The sequence below is a fragment of the Achromobacter sp. genome (assembly GCF_050285565.1).
Classification (GTDB): Bacteria; Pseudomonadota; Gammaproteobacteria; order Burkholderiales; family Burkholderiaceae_B; genus Achromobacter.
The window spans coordinates 523524-541974 of sequence record NZ_JBLZXG010000002.1 but is presented as its reverse complement, the minus strand read 5'-3'; the positions used below and the strand labels follow the sequence as shown (position 1 = coordinate 541974).

The window sequence follows — 18451 nt, the reverse complement described above, 5'->3', positions numbered from 1 at the left end:
CCTGATCATGTCCGTCTCCCTCCGGGACGCCATCGTTTCCTCCTCCCATCTCGCCTCGTCCGCCCCGGAACTATCCGAGGTGGAATTCGGCCTGATCATCGCCTCGCACGCCTTCAACCGCTGGATGGTCCGCTGCATGGCCTGTGCCGGGCTGCCCGAGCTGACCTCGCTGGATATCCTGGTGCTGAACCACGTGTTCCATCGCGGCCGCGGCAAGAAACTGGCGGACATCTGCTTCACGCTCAATGTCGAAGACACCCACCTGGTGAACTATTCGCTCAAGAAGCTGGAGCGGCTGGGCGTGGTGCAAAGCGCCAAGACCGGCAAGGAAGTGATCTACACCGCCACCGACGCCGGCGCGGCCGCGATCCAGCGCTACGCCGAAGTGCGCGAGCAATGCCTGGTGAAACCCTTCATCGACTCGCCCGCCGCGGACGATGCCAGCCACCAACTGGCCAATACCCTGCGCGCCCTGTCGGGCCTGTACGACCAGGCCGCCCGCGCCGCCACCTCGCTGTGAGAATCCACGTTGTCTAGCATTCCCGCCTCTTGCCCCCAGCCGCTGCTCTCCGTGCGCGGCGTCTCGGTGGACTTCAATACCGACAACGGCGTGTTCCGCGCCGTCGAGAACCTGGACTTCGACGTGCGGCCGGGCAAGACGCTGGCCATCGTCGGCGAATCGGGCTCGGGCAAGTCGGTGACGTCCATGGCCATCATGCGGCTGACGGACTACAACAACGGCCGCATCGCCACCGGCCAGATCCTGCTGCGCGACGGCGACGACCGCGAGATCGATCTGACCGCCGCCTCGGATGCGCAGATGCGCGCGATCCGCGGCAACGACATCGCCATGATCTTCCAGGAGCCGATGACCTCGCTGAACCCGGTGTTCACCATCGGCGACCAGATCGTCGAGGCCATCATGCTGCACCAGCAACTGTCGCGCTCGGCCGCCCGCAAGGCGGCGCGCGCGCTGCTGGAAAAGGTGCGCCTGCCGGATGCCGAACAGTTGCTGGATCGCTACCCGCACCAGTTGTCGGGCGGCATGCGCCAGCGCGTGATGATCGCGATGGCGCTGTCGTGCCAGCCGCGCCTGCTGATCGCCGACGAGCCGACCACCGCCCTGGATGTGACCATCCAGGCGCAGATCCTGAACACCATCCGCCAATTGCAGCGCGACCTGGGCACGGCCGTGATCTTCATCACGCACGACATGGGCGTGGTGGCCGAGATGGCCGACGACGTGGTGGTGATGCTGCGCGGCAAGAAGGTCGAACAGGGCCCGGTGGAAGAGATCTTCCGCGCCCCCAAGCACCCTTACACCCGCGCCCTGCTGGCCGCCGTGCCGCGCCTGGGCAGCCTGACCGGCCGCGACCTGCCGCTGCGCACGCCGCAGACGGTGCTGGAAGGCGACACGCTGCGCGAAGTGGGCGAGACCCGCGAGCAGGACACGGCGCGCTACGACGAGCCGGTGTTGCGCGTCGAGAAACTGACCACGCGCTTTGACGTGGGCCACAACCTGTTCGGCCGCGTCACCCACCGCGTGCACGCGGTCGAGGAAGTGAGCTTCGATGTCTACCCCGGCGAGACGCTGGCGCTGGTGGGCGAATCGGGCAGCGGCAAGTCGACCATCGGCAAGACCCTGCAGCAACTGGTGACGCCGACCTCGGGCGCGGTGCGCTACAACGGCCAGGACATCTTCTCGATGGACGCCGCCGGCCGCCAGCGCCTGCGCCAGGAGATCCAGTACATCTTCCAGGATCCGTACGCCTCGCTGGACCCGCGCAAGACCGTGGCCTTCAGCATCGCCGAACCGATCCGCACGCACCGCCTGCTGAGCGACGAGGCCGCCATCGCGCGCCGCGTCGGCGAGCTGCTGGAACAGGTGGGTCTGAAGCCCGAGCACGCGCGCCGCTATCCGCATGAATTCTCGGGCGGCCAGCGCCAGCGCGTCTGCATCGCCCGCGCCCTGGCCAGCGACCCCAAGCTGATCATCGCCGACGAATCGGTGTCGGCGCTGGACGTGTCGATCCAGGCGCAGATCCTGAACCTGCTGATGGATCTGCAGAAGGACCGCGGCCTGTCGTACCTGTTCATCACCCACGACATGGCGGTGGTGGAAAAGGTCAGCCACCGCGTGGCGGTGCTGTACCTGGGCCAGATCGTGGAACTGGGCACGCGCCGCCAGATCTTCGAATCGCCGCAGCACGCCTACACCCGCAAGCTGCTGGCGGCCGTGCCGGTGGCCGAACCCGGCCGCCACATCGACACCTCGCTGATCGAGGGCGAAATTCCCAGTCCGGTGCGGCGCGTGGGCGACGAGCCGGCCATCATTCCCCTGGTTGAATGCGCGCCCGGCCACCGCGTGGCCCGCGCCGCCTGAACCTTCCCTTTTCTACACGTCGGCCCGGCCGATTTCCCGTCCTGGAGTTGAACATGCTCTCCCTACGCAAAACCTTCACCGCCACCGCCCTGGCCCTGGCGCTGGGCGGCGCGCTGCCCGCGGTCGTGTCGACCGCGCACGCGGCCGGCACGCTCAACGTCGCCATCAACCAGGACCCGGGCAGTTGGGATCCGATCGACACCTTCGTGACCTTCTGGGGGTCGGTCGGCAGCAACCTGTACGACGGCCTGACCCTGCGCGGCGCCGACCTGAAGCTGCAACCCGGCCTGGCCACCAAATGGGAATACCTGGACGACAACAAGCGCCTGCGCTTCACGCTGCGCCAGGGCGTCAAGTTCCACAACGGCGAGCCGTTCAACGCCGAGGCCGTCAAATTCACCTTCGAGCGCCTGCTGGGCGCGGAAGGCGCCAAGGGCCCGCAGAAGTCGAACTACGACTCGATCGGCGAGGTCAAGGTGGTGGACGAGTACACCGTCGACTTCATCCTCAAGCAACCCGACCCGGTGCTGCTGACCAAGCTGGCCGGCTACGGCGCCATGATCGTGCCGCCCAAGTACATCCAGGAAAAGGGCGAAGAGAACTTCAACACCCACCCGGTGGGCACCGGCCCGTTCAAGTTCGAGAGCTACCAGCCCAAGGTCAACGTGACCCTGGCGCGCAATGACGACTACTGGGGCGGCAAGCCCAAGCTGGACAAGGTGGTGTACCGCTTCATCAGCGAGCCCGGCACCCAGGTCGCCGAACTGCAGGCCGGGCGCGTGGACATCGCCACGCTGATCCCGCTGGGCCTGATCGAGACGGTCAAGAAGTCGGGCAACGCCGACGTGATCTCGACCGGCGGCCCGGTGGCCTTCGCGCTGCGCTACAACACCAAGAACGGCATCACCCAGAACCGCGACGTGCGCCGCGCGCTGATCATGGCGGTGGACCGCGACACCATCGTCAAGCAGCTGCTGCTGGGCCAGGCCAAGACCATCGCCAGCTTCCAGGGCCCGCAGTCGTTCGGCTACAACCCCGAGCAGAAGCCCCTGCCCTTCAACCCCGCCGAAGCCAAGAAGCTGCTGGCCGGCGCCGGCATCAAGCCGGGCGCGACGGTGCAGATCGACGTGCGCGGCAGCGATTCGAACTTCCGCGAAGTGGCCCAGGCGGTGTCGGGCTACCTGCAGGCGGTGGGCGTGCGCGCCACCATCAAGCCGTATGAGACCGGCGTGCTGCTCAACGACATCATTCCCGGCGGCAAGACCGGCGAGATGTGGCAGAACCAATGGGGCGGCTGGACCTACGACTACGACAACACGGCCTACCTGATGTACCACTCGGGCCAGAAGTGGAACCCGTACGACAACGATCCCAAGCTGAACGCCATGCTGGAAGCGCAGCGCACCGTCTATGACGTCAAGAAGCGCGAAGCCATGCTGCAGGAGATCGCCGCCTACGTGGCCGACCAGGCGCTGGAAATGCCGCTGTACAGCCTGAACACCATCGTCGGCGTGAACAAGCGCGTGAAGGGCCTGGAAGTGCCGGGCGACATCCGCTTCCGGTTCGTCGATACGACGGTGGAGTAGAGCCCCCCCGAGGCGCTGCGCGCCTTCCCCCAGGGGCATGCCTGCGGACCGGCGGAGCCGGATCCGCGGCATCCCGCTAGGGGGGCGATGCCTGATTGGGCGTCGCGATGTCTGTGAAGCATTTGACGCATTAACCCTACTGATTCGCCGGAGCGAAAGCCCTGGCGGAGCCTCATGACCGGATTTCTGATTAAACGCGTGTTGCAGGCGGTCTTCGTGATCGTGGCCGTGACGCTGCTCGTTTCCTATGCCGTGCGCCTGACCGGCGATCCCGCGCTGATGCTCAGCCAGGGCTCGGGCAGCGTCACCGAGCAGGACCTGGCCAACATCCGCCAGGCGCTGGGCCTGAACCGGCCGTTCCACGAGCAATACCTGAGCTACATGCAGGGCCTGCTGCACGGCGACTTCGGCCGCAGCTTCATGGGCGGCACCTCGGTCGCCAAGCTGATCGGCGACGCGCTGCCGGCCACGCTGATGCTGGCGTTCACCTCGCTGATCGCGTCCATCCTGATTTCGCTGCCGCTGGGCATCCAGGCCGCCATCAAGCGCGGCAAGCCCACCGACCAGGCCATCCGCATCCTGTCGCTGGTGGGACTGTCGTTCCCCAACTTCTGGCTGGCGCTGATGCTGGTGCTGCTGCTGTCGATCACCTTCCCGCTGCTGCCGCCGTCGGGCTGGAGCGGTCCGGCCAGCCTGGTGCTGCCGTCGCTGACCATGGCCATCATCCTGTCGGCCACCAACATCCGCCTGGTGCGCACCACCATGCTGGAGACGCTGTCGGCGCAATACATCATGGTCGCCCGCAGCAAGGGCCTGAAGGAGCGCATCGTGCTGTACAAGCACGCGCTGCGCAATTGCGCCATTCCGCTGATCACTTACCTGGGCCTGCAGTTCGGCGGCCTGATCGGCGGCATCGTGGTTATCGAAATGGTGTTCAACTGGCCCGGCCTGGGCACGCTGGCGTTCGACGCCATCTCCGGGCGCGACTATCCGGTGCTGCAAGGCACGGTCACCGTGCTGGCCGCCGTCATCGTCCTGGTCAACCTGATCGTCGACATCGCCTACGGCATCGTCGATCCCCGTATCCGCACGCGGTGAGCCCCATGCAGACCACTACTTTCCCCGCCGCCGCCAAGGCCGTCAAACCGCGCAGCCGCTACCGCTCGCTGGAATTCGTGCTGGGCGCCGCGCTGACCGGCGTCATGATCGCGCTGGTGCTGGCCTCGGGCTGGCTGTTTCCCGATGGCGGCGAGTCCATGGACCTGACCGCCCGCCTGATGGCGCCCTTCACCAGCGCCGCCCACCTGTTCGGCACCGACCCGCTGGGCCGCGACGTGCTGGCGCGCGTCATCGTCGGCGGCAAGATCTCGCTGCTGGTGGGTTTCGCGTCGGTGCTGGGCGGCGCCCTGCTCGGCGTCATCATGGGCCTGATCGCCGGCTACTACCGCGGCTTCTGGGACATGATCGTGATGCGCTTTGCCGACGTGCAACTGGCGCTGCCGTTCATCCTGGTGGCCATCACCTTCATCGCCATCCTCGGCGGCGGCCTGTTCAACGTGATCTTCTTCATGATCATTTCGCAGTGGGTGCAGTACGCGCGCCTGGTGCGGGCCCAGGTGCTGGCGCTGCGCGAACGCGAATTCGTGCTGGCGGCGCGCGCCTTCGGCGTGCGCGACCTGGCCATGATCCGCCACCACATCGTGCCCAACCTGCTGGGCCCGCTGGTGATCCTGATGACCCTGAACGTGGCCAACAACATCCTGCTGGAAAGCAGCCTGACCTTCCTCGGCCTGGGCGTGGATCCCATGATCCCGAGCTGGGGCGGTATGCTGGCCGATGGCCGCACCTACATGCAGACGGCGTGGTGGGTGAGCGTGTTTCCCGGCCTGGCGATCATGTTGACCGTGCTGGGCCTGAACCTTCTGGGCGACTGGCTGCGCGACCGTCTGGACCCGACTGGAAAAATCTGAAGATCATGGCATTGCTGGAAAAGACATTCGACCGCACCCTGGACGCCTGGATCCATGCCTACAAGGCGCCCGCCTGGCGCGGCGCGACGGTGGAAGGCTGGCTGTTCGAGGGCGTGGACGCGCGCCGCGAGGCCGAGGCGCGGCTGGCGCAGGCCGGCGTGACGGCGCGCTTTCGCAGCGCCTACAAACCGCTGCTGCATTACTTCCTGGAGGAAGTCGAGCGTGACGGCCTGGTGGCGGTCGAGCTGCGCTACCCGCTGCATGAACATGCCCAGGCCAAGCGCTTCACCCTGGAAGCCTATCCGCTGGTGGCGCTGCTGCGCGGCGTGCGCGTGACCCTGCAACCCGGCGCGGCCGACCTGCATTACGACGTCGTCCTGACCTACGCCGACGGCAGCCGCCGCGAGGCGCGCGTGTTCGCGCCCAACCAGCTCGGCCAGGCGCAGGACGGCACGCCCGAGCTGTCGCCCACCGGCTGGCTGCGCGTGCGCGATGCCGAGGGCGCGCTCCAGACCGACGCCGCCCAGGCCACCGAATACCAGCAAGCCTTCCGCAGCATCGTCGAGACGGTGCGCAACCATCCCTGGGGCGCGCACGAACCGTATTTCGACCGCCTGGAAATCCGCGTCGACCTGCCCGGCATGGACTTCGCCCTGCCGGTCGACGAGGAAATCGTCAGCACCTTCGAGGCGCTGCACGAAGATCTGTACTTCACGCTGCTGGAGCACTTCCAGCATCACTCCGGCCGCCCCAGCGGCGACCGCGGCCTGCAACCTGGGCAGATCATTCCCGACATCCGCCGCCATGACGGCGCGGCGCGGGTGCTGGTGACGCTGGAGCCGTTCGCGGCGCCGGTGCCGGTGACGCCGGTGACGCCCGACGCGCCGTTGGCCGCACTGCGCGAGCCGCTGACCGCCGCGCAGATCGCCGGCTGCATGGCCGCGCTGGGCGGCGACACCTTCCAGGCCGTCTCGCGCCAGGGCCGCCCGGTGCTGGGCACCTACCTGCGCGGCCCCGGCCCGGCGGTGTTCATCTCGGGCGCGCAGCACGCCAACGAAACCTCCGGCGTGGTTGGCGCGCTGCGCGCGGCGCAGGCGCTGAAGGCCCGCGGCGACGCGCATTTCGCGCTGATCGCGTCGGAAAACCCGGACGGCTACGCGCTCTTTAACCGCCTGCGCGAACAGCATCCGCGCCACATGTTGCACGCCTCGCGCTACAGCGCGCTGGGCGACGACATCGCCTACCGCGAGCACGCGCCGTTCTTCGAGCGCGAGGGCCGCCACCAGGCGCAGGCCATCAGCGGCGCGCAGTTGCACATCAATCTGCACGGCTATCCGGCACATGAATGGACCCGGCCCCTGTCGGGCTACCTGCCGCGCAATTTTGAGCTGTGGACCATCCCCAAGGGCTTCTTCCTGGTGCTGCGCCACCATCCGGGCTGGCGTGAACGCGCCCGCCGCCTGATCGAGGGCGTGACGGCGCGGCTGGCCCGCAACGTGCCCGGCCTGGTCGAATTCAATGCGCGCCAGCTTGAACTCTTCCACGCCCACGCGCTCGAAACCGGATTCGATGTGCTGAACGGCATTCCGGTGCAGGTCACGGAAACCGACCGGGAAGCGCTGCCGATGGCGCTGATCTCGGAGTTTCCGGATGAAACCGTGTACGGCGACCGCTTCGTTTTCGCGCATACTGTGCAAATGGAAACCGTCCTGGCAGCGACCGACCTGCATCGCGCCGGACATTAGTTGGCGTCTGACATGAACATCCGAGAACGCAACCACGGCGACGACCTCGCCCTGGTGGACATCTGGCTCCGGTCGGTGCGCGCCACGCATACGTTCCTGTCCGAAAAGGAAATCCAGGCCATGTACCCGCAGGTGCTCAACACCTACCTGCCGTCGGTGCGGGTCTGGGTCTGTGAGGACGATGCCGGCGAGGTCGCCGGCTTCATGGGCCTGAACGGCAACAAGGTCGAGATGCTGTTCGTCGATGCCAACAAGCGCGGCAAGGGCGCCGGACGGCGCCTGCTGAACTTCGCGCTGTCGCTGCACGGCAGCCTGCGGGTCGACGTCAACGAGCAGAACCCGCAGGCGCATGGCTTCTACAAGCACTATGGCTTCGAGGACGTGGGCCGTTCGGAAACCGACGATGCCGGGCGGCCGCGGCCGATCATCCATATGAAGCTGGCGGGGTGAGGCGGCGCGCTGCCGGCAGCGGTCCAATGCGCGTGCTGGATATATCACCCAACTGACGGCGCACCCGGTTGCTTTTCGCGCACGTGTGGAGAATGCCGTCAACAAGCGCCATCGGCACGGTGTGCCACGCTGCACTTATCGTGTAACACATGAGAACCGCACCATGAGCGACGCCACCTTTACCTTTCGGGGGGATGAAGCCTTGAAAAACGCGTTCGCCATGGCCGCGAAGGCCCGAGACCGTACCAGCGCGCAGCTTCCGCGCGACTTCATGCGCGAGTACATGCAGCAACAACAAGAAGCGGCCCGGCATGACGACGGATTCCGCCGCCAAGTGCAAGCGGGCCTGGATTCCGCCAACGCCGGCCGCTTGTTGCCGGCCGCCGCGGTCGAAACCAAATTCGCTGCCCGTCGTGCCGCCCCCCGTCGCCGGCTTGAAAAATCCAAGTGAGGGCATAGCGCTGGACGCCCGAAGCGATCCGGGACCGGGAAGCGGTCTACGATTTCATCGAGGCCGACAACCCCGTTGCGGCGCTGATGTTTGATGAGCTTCTTGAAGAGAAGGCGGGACGCCTGATCGATCATCCCGGCCTGGGTCGTCCCGGCCGTGTCGCTGGCACCCGGGCGCTGGTGGCGCACCCGAACTATCTGTTGATCCACGACGTGAAGAACGATCTGGCGCGCATGCTGCGTGTGCTGCATGCGGCCCGGCAGTGATCGCCACCGGATCCATCGCCTGAAAATCGTTGAAACACACCTGGCCCCGGGCCAGCGCGCGGTTCGGCAGGACAATGCCTGCCGCGCGGCGTCAAAACAAGACGACTTCAGGCCGCCATCGGTCTCATCACGGCCATGCCCATACGATAATAAAAATCATTCATCAACAATGGACATACCGTGATCCTACGGCCCCCGTAGCACGGTGATTTCTGCATGAGCGCCCTGGCCTACCGTTCCCCTCCTTCGCTGGAAACGCTCTACTGCGACCATCACGGCTGGCTGCAACGCTGGTTGCACCACCGCCTGGGCAACGCCTGCGACGCGGCGGACCTGGCCCACGACACCTTCGTCCGGCTGTTGGCCAAGCCGGTCGGCCGCGACTTCAGCAACTTCGTCCAGGCCCGCGCCTACCTGCGCACCGCCGCCGGCGGCCTGTGCGTGGACCTCTGGCGCCGCCGCGAGATCGAGCAGGCGTGGCTGCAAACCCTGGCCGCCCAGCCCGAGGCCATGGCGCCTTCGCCCGAGCATCAGGCCATCATCATCGAGACGCTGCTGGAGATCGGCGCCATGCTCAGCCGGCTGTCGCAGAAGGCCGCGACGGCCTTCATCATGGCGCAGGTGGACGGCGTGCCGTACCGCGCCATCGCGGTCGGGCTGGGCGTCTCCGAACGCATGGTCAAGAAGTACATCGCCCAGGCCATGCTGCAATGCGCGTTGATCCAGGCCGGCCTGGCCAGCTGAGCCGGCCGGCGCCGCCGTGAACGCCGTTTCCCCGCCGCCACCGCCCCGGCGCGCGGCCGCACAGACCGCCCCCGACGTGCGCAGCCTGCAGCAAGCGGCGCAGTGGTACGCGACCCTGCGCGACGAGAACGCCTCCGAGGCTGACCGGCTCGCCTGGCAGCGCTGGTTGCGATCGCCGGCGCACCAGGCCGCCTGGGCCCACATCGAGGCCGTGAGCCGCAAGTTCGAGCCGCTGCGAGGCTATGGTCCGCCCGGCATGGCGGCCGCCGCGGCGGGCGGCGCAGCCGCGCGCAAGACGGCGCTCTCCCGGCGCCGCGCGCTCAACGCCCTCAGCGGCACGCTGAGCCTGGGCGTGCTCGCATGGTTGGGCTGGCGGCAAGCGCCACGCTACGCGTTGCCGCCCTGGGCCGACTACCGCACCGGCACCGGCGAACGCCGCGACCTCGTGCTGGCCGACGGCTCGCGCATCTGGCTCAACACCGGCACCGCCTTGCGCGTGGACTATCGACCCAGCCTTCGCCGCCTGGTCTCGTTGTGCGGCGAAGTCTTCATCCAGACCGCCGTCGACGGCCTGCAACGCCCCTTCTGCGTCGATACCGCGCACGGCCGGCTGCAGGCCCTGGGCACGCGCTTCACGGTGCGCCAGACCGACGCGGGCACGCGGCTGGACGTGTTCGATGGCGCGGTGGCCATCCGCACCCTCGCCGGCCAGGCCCTGCGCGTCCAGGCAGGGCAAGCCGCGCGGTTCGACGCCCGGCAAATCACCGCGCTGGCGGGCGCCGATCCGATGCGCAACGCCTGGACGCGGGGCGTGGTGCTGGCGGACGACCTGCCCCTGGGTGAGTTGCTGGCCGAGCTGGGCCGCTATCGCGCCGGCCATATCCGTGTCGCGCCCGAAGTGGCCGGTCTGCGCGTCATGGGCGTCTTTCCGGCGGACGATCCGGAGCGGGCGTTGGCCATGCTGGAACAGACCCTGCCCATCCGCGTGCGCCGCAGCCTGCCGTGGTGGATCACCGTCCAGGCCCGTTGAGCCAGGCCCCCTGAACCTCCTCCCGCCGCGGCCGCCGAACGCCACGGCATGCCCTCGCAAGACGGCCCCGCCTCATTTGTAGGACGGGGACTCGGTTCCCCTTCCGCGCCTCCCATTCGATTCAGACAGTAAGAGACCACGGCTGAACGGGCGCCGGACCCGCCCTCGCGGCCCGGCCCCCGGGTGGGATGTGACGGCGCCCCGCCGCGCCCGCCGCCGATCGTCTCGCCGCCCGAACAACCTTTGGAAAGACCGATCGATGTCCCGTCCCGCCTTCCTTCCCGCCTTGCACGCCCACGCGCGCCCCGCGACCGCTTCGGCGACGCCCCCTCACCCTACCCCCGCGCTGCACGCATTGGCGCTGGCGCTGAACCTGGCTATCGCGGGCGCAACGCTCGCCACGGTCGGCTGGGCGTCCGCCGCGCAGGCGCAAGCGGCCGCCGCGCCGGCGCGCCGCCACGACATTCCCGCCGGACCGCTGAACGCCGCCCTGACCCGTTTCGCGCAGGAGGCCGGCCTGCTGCTCTCGGCGCCCGGGGCATTGACGCAGGACAAGCGCACCGCCGGCCTGTCCGGCATCGTGACGGTCGATCAGGGCTTTGCCGAACTGCTGCGGGGACAAGGACTAGCCGCCGCGCGCCAGACGGACGGCAGCTATGCGCTGCGCCAGACCGCGCCGGCCGACGCGGCGGCCGTCACTACCCTGCCGGCGGTGCGCGTGACGGGCGCCCCGGAATCCATGACGCGGCGACTCCCCGCCCCCTATGCGGGCGGCTGGCTGGCCCGTGGCGGACGCGTCGGCCTGCTGGGCAACAAGGACGTGATGGCAACGCCGTTCAGCACGGCCAGCTACACGTCCCGCATGATCGAGGACTGGCAGGCTGACACGGTCGCGCAAGCGCTGCACGCCGACGCATCAGTGCGGCAGACGTTCCCCGAATCGGGGCCGACGGAGTTCTTCAACGTGCGCGGGTTCTACATGCCCAGCACGGACTTCGCCTGGAATGGCCTGTTCGGCCTGGCGCCGGGCTTCCAGGCGGCGACGGAATTCCTGGAACGCATCGAGGTGCTCAAAGGTCCCGGCGCGCTGTTGTATGGCATGACGCCCGCAGGGTCCGTGGGCGGGGTCATCAACCTGGTGCCCAAACGGGCGGGCGACACGCCGCTGACACGCCTGACGGCCAGGTTTTCCTCGAACTCGCAACGGGGCGCGCACCTGGATCTGGGGCGACGCTTCGGCCGCGACGACGCCTTCGGCATTCGCGTCAATGCCGTCAAGTCCGATGGCCGCCCCCCCCTGGACGGTCAATCGAAGAACAAGGAAAGGGGATCGGTGGCGCTCGACTATCGCGGCGAGCGCCTACGCGTTGCGCTGGACGCCTACCGCATCGACGGCAAGACGCGCGGCGGCATGCCGCTGTTCACCACGTTTGCCGGCGGGCAGGTTCCCGACGCCCCCGATCCCACCCTCAACCCCCTGCCCGGCGCGCGCGCCTCGGAACACAGCAGGGCCGTCATCGCCTCGGCCGAGTTCGACTTCAACGACCAATGGATGGGGTTCGCGTCGGTCGGCGCCAGACGCCAAGGCAGCGCCGGCTATATGAACAACGCCCTGGGCCGGAACGCGCAACCCTCGGGCGCCTACATCGGCATGGCCAAGAACACGAGAAGCTTCTCCCACGCCCATGCGGCCGACGGCGGCATTCGCGGACGCCTGCGCACCGGGCCGGTCGAACATGAAATCACGCTGAGCGGCAACGCCATCCGACAGACGGGCGGCGCGGTCCAAGGCCCGGTGACGATGTGGGCGTCGAACATCTATGCGCCCACCCAACCGACGCTGACCGTGGGCCCCGCCGCGCCGCCGAAGTCATCCGACAACACCTTGAGCAGCATCGCCCTGGCCGACACGCTTTCCTTTATGCGGGACCAATACCTGCTGACGCTGGGCGCGCGGCAGCAGCGCGTGCGCACGAAGAACTATGCGCCCTCGGGCGCCGTGACCACCCGGTACGACAAACAGGCCCTGACGCCCGCCCTGGGCGTCGTCATCAAGCCATGGGCCGCGCCGGTCTCGGTGTACGCCAACTACATCGAAGGCCTGTCGCAAGGAGACCGGGTCACCGACGCCACCGCCGCCAATTTTGGCGAGGTCTTCCCGCCGTACCAGAGCAAGCAGATGGAGCTGGGCGCCAAATGGGATGCCGGCTCGCTGCTCAATACCCTGGCGCTCTTCCAGATCACGCGCCCCAGCCTCGTCAAGAACGACGACAGCAACCGCTACGCCCCCGATGGCGAACAACGCAATCGCGGCATCGAATGGAGCATTGCCGGCGAAGCCGCGCCGGGACTGCGCCTGCTGGGAGGCGCGACTTACCTCAAGGCCATCAATACCAGGACCCGTGCCGGCCTGCTCGATGGCAAGACGGCCATCGGCGTTCCGAACTGGCTGTTCAACCTGGGCGCGGAGTGGGACACGCCGTCGCTGCCGGGCCTGACCCTGCGCGCCGCCGCCATGTACACCGGCCAGCAGTATGCGGACAGCGCCAACACGCAGAAGCTGCCCGCCTGGACGCGGCTCGATCTGGCCGCCCGCTACGCCACCCGCCTCGCCGCCCACAACGTGGTGTTGCGCGCGAGCGTGGAGAACGCGTTGAACAAGCGTTACTGGTCGGGCGCGTGGTACGGCTCCACCTCGGTCGGCACGCCGCGCGCTGTCAAGCTGGCGGTCAGTGTGGATTTCTGACGCGCGGGGCGGCCGGGGTTGCCACCAAGCTTCTGGTTCTCCCCGGCCCCGTCGGGCCTTGGCCGGCCTCATGCTTCGGTCAATGAACCCCTGAAAGCCGAGTTCGCCACAACCGCAAAAGCCCGGCGCCGTAACCGCGCGCAACGCCTGCGAGAAACGAAGGAATTGCGCCGGGCGGGAGCGCCTATCGACGGACAACCCTTGCGCCCTACTCCTTCTCTCCGTGCCGCGCCCGCCACGCCTTGAGCGCGGCGCGGTATTCGTCCATGGCTTCGTTGTAGGTGTCGTAGACGCAGGGAATACAGCCGCTGTTGCAGCATTCCTCGGGCGCGGGGGCCTCGGGCGGCACGGGCGGCGGGTCGTCGGCGTCGGGGGGAGCGGTATTCGGGGTATTCGCGGGACTCATGAACGCATGTTAGCGCCGATCGGCCCCGCCTCGTCCGCCAGCGCCTGCCATTGCCGGCGCCGGATCTCATAGCGCAGCTTGCGCGCCTCGCCTTCGCCGGTGGTCTCGATCCAGCGCATGCCACACTTTTCCATCACGCGCATCGAGGCGGCGTTGGCCTGGATCGCCACCGCGCACAACACGTCCACCGGCAGGTGTTCGAATCCCAGCGCCAGCAAGGCGCGGGTGGTCTCCGAGGCGTAGCCCCGGCCCCAGCAAGCCGGCGTGAACGCATACGCGACCTCGACCCGCTCGATCCCGTCCGCCAGCGCCAGCTTGAGGCCGGCGCGGCCGGCCAGCGCGCCGCTGTCGCGCTCGGTCAGCACATACATGCCATAGCCGTGCTCGGCCCAGTGCAGCAGGTTGTGCTCGACGTAGCGCCGGCTGGCGGTGGCGTCGCGGGTGCCGCCCATGGTCGCCATCAGGGCGGCGTCGGCGTGCATGGCGGTCAGGAACGGCAGATGCGTCTGCGACATGCGCTCGGCGCGCAGGCGCCGGGTGACGAAGGATTCGGGCAGCAGGGCGGACGGCATGGAATCAGGATGGGCACACACGGTGCCTTGCATCATACCCAGGCCGGCGCCTCGCGCGCCATCGCACTTTCGCAGCCTGGACACCGGGAAAATCCACGCTATTGATCGTGCGCCGGAACGGCGTCGGGACGCGTTGCCCGCCTCCCGGGTAGCCCCGAGAGGCGGGCGGCGAGCCTCTTTCAGCCGCGCTTCAGGCCCAGGAAGCTCCAGCGCACATCGGCGCGGTCCAGCATGTCTTCGCGCGTGACGCAGTAATGCGCCGACAGGCCGTGGCCGGCCGCCAGCGCGATGGTTTCCTCGGCCGAGACGTCGAACATGCGGCGGCCCGGCGGCACCGGGCCGTGGCGCAGCGACATCAGGATCTGGCCGCCGGGCGCCAGCAGGGCCGCCAACGCCGCCATGCCGCGGGCGCGCTCGTCCGCGTCCAGGTGCATCCAGACCGCGGTCAGCATGATGACGTCGAACGCGCGTCCACGCAGTCCAGGCAGATCCGGCAGGGCGTCATCGACCCATTCCAGATTGGGCAGCGCATGGCGCCGCTGGCCCTCGCGCCGCAGCGCGGGCGTGGGTTCGGCCGCCACCACCTGATGGCCCATGCGCGCCAGCGCGGCGGCGTCGCGGCCCGAGCCGGCGCCGATGTCGGCGATGCGCGACGGCGTCGCCGGGATCAGGTGCGCCACGTCGCGATGCACGTCGGCGAAGGCGATGCTCTCGTACTGCTCGGCCAGGGCCGCGGCGTTTTCGCCGTAGCCCTGGGTGCCCGAGACGAGCGTCGCGCCCGTCTCGCGCACGGTGTGGTCCGCGCTCATTTGGCCTTGAGCGCGTCGTAGATGCGCTTGCCGACGCGGCCATCCTGCGGCAGGTTGCGCTTTTCCTGTTCGGCGCGCACCGCATCGCGGGTCTTGGCGCCGGGAATGCCGTCGGCGCTGCCGACGTCATAGCCGCGGGCGTTGAGCATCTCCTGCACTTCCTTGATCTGCGCGCGCGACAGGCCGGGGTCGTCCGTCGGCCAGGCCGTGGCCAGCGCCGCGCCGCCCTGCAGGCGGTTCAGCAGCAACGCCACCGCCAGGCCATAGCGGCGCGACTGGTTGTAGTGCAGGATCGCGTCGAAATTGACCGTGGCCAGGAACACCGGGCCCTTGGCGCCGGTGGGCGCGAACAGGTAGGCCTGCTGGTCGTTGCCGGCGGCCAGCTTGAGCGCCGAGCCGTCGCCCTGCTTCAGGCCGGCCTGGGCCCACTGGGCGATGCTGCGGCGGTCTTGCGAGCCGACGTATTCCGCGTCGGGCGCGGGCGGGATGGCGGCCGCCACGTCGGCCGGCACGCGCACCTCCACCACCGCCGGCAGGCCGTGCGTCCATTTGGCGCGGCGCTTGCGCAGGTGGTTGGCGGTCGAGGCCAGGGCGTCGGGCAGCGAGTTGTACAGGTCGATCTTGCCGTCGCCATCGCCGTCCGCCGCCAGCTCGTAGAACGAGGTGGGGATGAACTGGGTCATGCCGAAGGCGCCGCTCCAGGAACCGACGAAATTGTCGGCCGGCACCACGCCGTCGCGCAGCAGGCGCACGGAGGCGTAGGCGTTCTTTTCCCACAACGTCTTGTTCTCGGTGCAGGCGCGCGTCAGCCAGGCATTGAGCACGTCGGTCTTGCCGACCTGGCGGCCGTAGTTGGTCTCGATGCCGAAGATGGCCACCAGCGTGGCCGGATCGACCTGGTACTGCTGACTGATGGCGTCGAGTTGCTGGCCGTACTTGGCGAGCACGGCGCGGCCGTCGGCGACGCGCTCGTCGTCGACGGTCTTGGCAATGTAGTCCCACCAGGTCTCGCGGCCTTCGGGCTGGCCCTGGGCCGAGGCCACGGTGGTGGGCAGCAGCTTGGCCTTGGCGGTGTACTTGTCCCAGTCGGCCAAGGTCAGGCCGTTGGCGGTGGCGCCCTTGCGCAGCTTGGCGATGCACGCCTTGGTGTCCAGTTCGGTCGGGATGATGACCGTGGGCGCGGCGGGCGTGGCGGTCGCGGCGGGGACCTGGGCTGGCGCCGGGGCCGGGGTCGGGGCCAGGGTCGGGGCCGCCGTCGCGGGCGCGGCGGCGGGCACGTGTACCTGCGCGGGTGGCGCGGCGCGTGAATCGTCCGGCGTCGCCGCCGGGGTGGCCGCCGGCGGCGTGGCCGGCGTCGCCGGTTCGTCGAAGCTGCGCTTGGGGGTCAGCACCGGCACGGACGGGGACGGCTGGGCCCCCGGGCTACGCGTGCCGGTGGCGGAAGAAGGCGCCTGGGCCTGGACGGCGCCGCAAGCGGCGACGCTCAGCGCGGCGGCCAGAACCGCGCGCGCCAGGGGATCGATTCGGGTGCGAAGCGCATTCTGTCGCATGGTAATCCTGAAAAATCGAAGTCAGCCCGGATCGTACCCCGAGCGGGCGCCGAAATCGAACGGGCACAAGCGCGGGCAGTTACGGGTCGATACCGGTTCCGGGTGGCGGGACCACGGCTGTCACCGCGCCCCATCGATCACCCCACAATGCTGGCCGCCGCCAAGCCTGGCGGTGAACGGCGCAAAACACGCAGGCAGAGCGCCAGTGCCAGCAGGCTCGACAGCGCAAAGCCAAGGGTCTGCCCCAGCAACACGCCTTCGGCCCCGCCGAGGCGAGCGCCGAGCCAGACGAACGGCAGCGTGCCCACGGTGGCGCGCAACCAGCCGACCGCCGTCGCATAGGCGGCATGCCCCAGGTTGTTGAATACCGCCACGGAGACGAAGAAGACGCTGTTCAGCGCCCACAAGAAGCTGGCGTAGCGGCAGAAAACCATGACTAGTTCGCGGCCCGCCCCGGGCCGCCCGGGTTCCCGCCTTGTCTTCATGCGCATCGCCCCCCCGCCTGCCTGGCATCGAACTCTACCGAAACCCCGGCCCGCGTTGCCAAGGACTCGGCGCGGGACAATAATCGGCGCATCGCCACTGCCCGGCCGCCGCGTCCCCGGCGGCCGGGCAATGGCGCCGCCTCGGGATGGCCCGCCGATTCCGGATATGATCGGCGCCCTGTCACGGGCATTCGGCCGCGAGATGCTGACGGCGAACCGGTACCTGTGGATGCCGCCGGACGCGCGCGTTCGCCGGCACGCGGGCGCAGGCCGTCAATACCCCCACTTAGGAGCACCCATGTACGATTGGCTCAACACCTTGCCCAAGGCGGAACTGCACCTGCACCTGGAAGGCACGCTCGAACCCGAGCTGCTGTTCCGGCTGGCCCGCCGCAACGGCGTGGCGCTGCCGTGGCCCGACATGGACGCCCTGCGCGCCGCCTACAACTACGGCAATCTGCAGGCGTTCCTCGACCTGTACTACCGCGGCGCCGACGTGCTGCGCACCGAGCAGGACTTCTACGACCTGACCTGGGACTACCTGGTGAAATGCCACGAACAGAACGTGGTGCATACCGAGCCCTTTTTCGATCCGCAGACCCATACCGACCGCGGCGTGCCGTTCAAGGTGGTGCTGGACGGTATCAGCCAGGCGCTGGCAGACGGCCGCGACAAGCTTGGCATCAGCAGCGGCCTGATCCTCAGTTTCCTGCGTCACCTGCCCGAGGAACAGGCCATGCGCACGCTGGACGAGGCACTGCCCTATCGCGACGCCTTCATCGCCGTCGGCCTGGACAGCAGCGAAAAAGGCTTTCCGCCGCGCCTGTTCCAGCGCGTTTTCGACCGCGCCCGCGCCGAGGGCCTGCCGGCCGTGGCCCATGCCGGCGAGGAAGGCCCGCCCGAGTACATCTGGGAGGCGCTGGATCTGTTGAAGGTCTTGCGCATCGACCACGGCGTGCGCGCCGCCGAGGATCCGCGCCTGATGGCGCGCCTGATCGACGAGCAGATCCCGCTGACCGTCTGTCCGCTGTCGAACACGCGCCTGCGGGTGTTCGAACACATGTCGCAGCACAACATCCTGTCGCTGCTGGACGCCGGCGTGAAGGTCACGGTCAATTCCGACGACCCGGCCTATTTCGGCGGCTACGTCAACGAGAATTTCCATGCGCTGTACGAGCACCTGGGCATGACCCAGGCCCAGGCGCGGGCGCTGGCCGACAACAGCATGGATGCGCGCATCCTGAAGTAGGCCGGCCGG

Annotated in this window: 17 protein-coding genes and 1 pseudogene; 13 read left to right on the top strand and 5 right to left on the bottom strand. The window is 68.6% G+C overall.

Annotation, left to right across the window (positions count from 1 at the left end):
* Nucleotides 1-7: 7 nt before the first annotated feature.
* The 12 genes and pseudogenes from ACN6O8_RS05490 to ACN6O8_RS05435 all read left to right on the top strand — a co-directional run bounded on the left by ACN6O8_RS05490 (nucleotide 8) and on the right by ACN6O8_RS05435 (nucleotide 13371).
* On the top strand, nucleotides 8-520 hold the full coding sequence (locus tag ACN6O8_RS05490; protein ID WP_427990044.1) for a winged helix DNA-binding protein: 513 nt from the start codon (nucleotides 8-10) through the stop codon (nucleotides 518-520).
* 9 nt (nucleotides 521-529) lie between these two features.
* Nucleotides 530-2383 (top strand): dipeptide ABC transporter ATP-binding protein, encoded by a 1854-nt coding sequence (locus ACN6O8_RS05485; protein ID WP_427990043.1) that lies wholly within the window; start codon nucleotides 530-532, stop codon nucleotides 2381-2383.
* Between the two features lie 53 nt (nucleotides 2384-2436).
* Nucleotides 2437-3969 (top strand): ABC transporter substrate-binding protein, encoded by a 1533-nt coding sequence (locus ACN6O8_RS05480; RefSeq protein WP_427990042.1) that lies wholly within the window; start codon nucleotides 2437-2439, stop codon nucleotides 3967-3969.
* A gap of 174 nt (nucleotides 3970-4143) precedes the next feature.
* The gene (locus ACN6O8_RS05475) at nucleotides 4144-5067 is read left to right on the top strand and encodes an ABC transporter permease (protein ID WP_006385014.1); all 924 of its coding nucleotides are present in this window, start codon (nucleotides 4144-4146) and stop codon (nucleotides 5065-5067) included.
* Between the two features lie 5 nt (nucleotides 5068-5072).
* Nucleotides 5073-5939 (top strand): ABC transporter permease, encoded by an 867-nt coding sequence (locus tag ACN6O8_RS05470; RefSeq protein WP_427990041.1) that lies wholly within the window; start codon nucleotides 5073-5075, stop codon nucleotides 5937-5939.
* Nucleotides 5940-5944: 5 nt separating this feature from the next.
* Nucleotides 5945-7684: a peptidase M14 gene (locus tag ACN6O8_RS05465; protein WP_427990040.1), complete on the top strand. Its 1740-nt coding sequence runs from the start codon at nucleotides 5945-5947 to the stop codon at nucleotides 7682-7684.
* 12 nt (nucleotides 7685-7696) lie between these two features.
* Nucleotides 7697-8134, top strand: a complete 438-nt coding sequence (locus ACN6O8_RS05460; RefSeq protein WP_020928528.1) for an acetyltransferase — start codon at nucleotides 7697-7699, stop codon at nucleotides 8132-8134.
* A 163-nt stretch (nucleotides 8135-8297) separates the two neighbouring features.
* Nucleotides 8298-8585 carry a CopG family ribbon-helix-helix protein gene (locus tag ACN6O8_RS05455; protein ID WP_427990039.1) on the top strand — a complete coding sequence of 96 codons (288 nt, stop codon included), beginning with the start codon at nucleotides 8298-8300 and terminating at the stop codon, nucleotides 8583-8585.
* Between the two features lie 20 nt (nucleotides 8586-8605).
* Nucleotides 8606-8851, top strand: a pseudogene (locus ACN6O8_RS05450) (type II toxin-antitoxin system RelE/ParE family toxin); the annotation flags it as partial.
* A 216-nt stretch (nucleotides 8852-9067) separates the two neighbouring features.
* The gene (locus ACN6O8_RS05445; RefSeq protein ID WP_427990038.1) at nucleotides 9068-9595 is read left to right on the top strand and encodes a sigma-70 family RNA polymerase sigma factor; all 528 of its coding nucleotides are present in this window, start codon (nucleotides 9068-9070) and stop codon (nucleotides 9593-9595) included.
* 16 nt (nucleotides 9596-9611) lie between these two features.
* Complete coding sequence (locus ACN6O8_RS05440) at nucleotides 9612-10625, top strand: FecR domain-containing protein (RefSeq protein WP_427990037.1); 1014 nt, start codon at nucleotides 9612-9614, stop codon at nucleotides 10623-10625.
* Between the two features lie 259 nt (nucleotides 10626-10884).
* The gene (locus ACN6O8_RS05435) at nucleotides 10885-13371 is read left to right on the top strand and encodes a TonB-dependent siderophore receptor (RefSeq protein ID WP_427990036.1); all 2487 of its coding nucleotides are present in this window, start codon (nucleotides 10885-10887) and stop codon (nucleotides 13369-13371) included.
* A 208-nt stretch (nucleotides 13372-13579) separates the two neighbouring features.
* Here the strand turns inward: ACN6O8_RS05435 and ACN6O8_RS05430 are convergent, their stop codons facing one another.
* From ACN6O8_RS05430 to ACN6O8_RS05410, 5 genes are all read right to left on the bottom strand, one after another.
* Nucleotides 13580-13777: an oxidoreductase-like domain-containing protein gene (locus ACN6O8_RS05430; protein WP_427990035.1), complete on the bottom strand. Its 198-nt coding sequence runs from the start codon at nucleotides 13775-13777 to the stop codon at nucleotides 13580-13582.
* Nucleotides 13774-14349: a GNAT family N-acetyltransferase gene (locus tag ACN6O8_RS05425; RefSeq protein WP_427990034.1), complete on the bottom strand. Its 576-nt coding sequence runs from the start codon at nucleotides 14347-14349 to the stop codon at nucleotides 13774-13776. Before ACN6O8_RS05425 ends, ACN6O8_RS05430 begins: the two co-directional genes overlap by 4 nt.
* A gap of 179 nt (nucleotides 14350-14528) precedes the next feature.
* On the bottom strand, nucleotides 14529-15158 hold the full coding sequence (locus ACN6O8_RS05420; protein ID WP_427990033.1) for a class I SAM-dependent methyltransferase: 630 nt from the start codon (nucleotides 15156-15158) through the stop codon (nucleotides 14529-14531).
* Nucleotides 15155-16708, bottom strand: coding sequence for a lytic murein transglycosylase (locus tag ACN6O8_RS05415; protein WP_427990032.1), 1554 nt, complete (start codon nucleotides 16706-16708; stop codon nucleotides 15155-15157). Before ACN6O8_RS05415 ends, ACN6O8_RS05420 begins: the two co-directional genes overlap by 4 nt.
* 137 nt (nucleotides 16709-16845) lie before the next feature.
* Entirely contained in the window at nucleotides 16846-17142 is a 297-nt protein-coding gene (locus tag ACN6O8_RS05410) for a hypothetical protein (RefSeq protein ID WP_427990031.1), read from the bottom strand.
* A 349-nt stretch (nucleotides 17143-17491) separates the two neighbouring features.
* On the opposite strand from ACN6O8_RS05410, the gene ACN6O8_RS05405 reads away from it, so the two are divergent.
* Nucleotides 17492-18442, top strand: coding sequence for an adenosine deaminase (locus tag ACN6O8_RS05405; RefSeq protein ID WP_427990030.1), 951 nt, complete (start codon nucleotides 17492-17494; stop codon nucleotides 18440-18442).
* The last annotated feature ends 9 nt before the right edge of the window (nucleotides 18443-18451 follow it).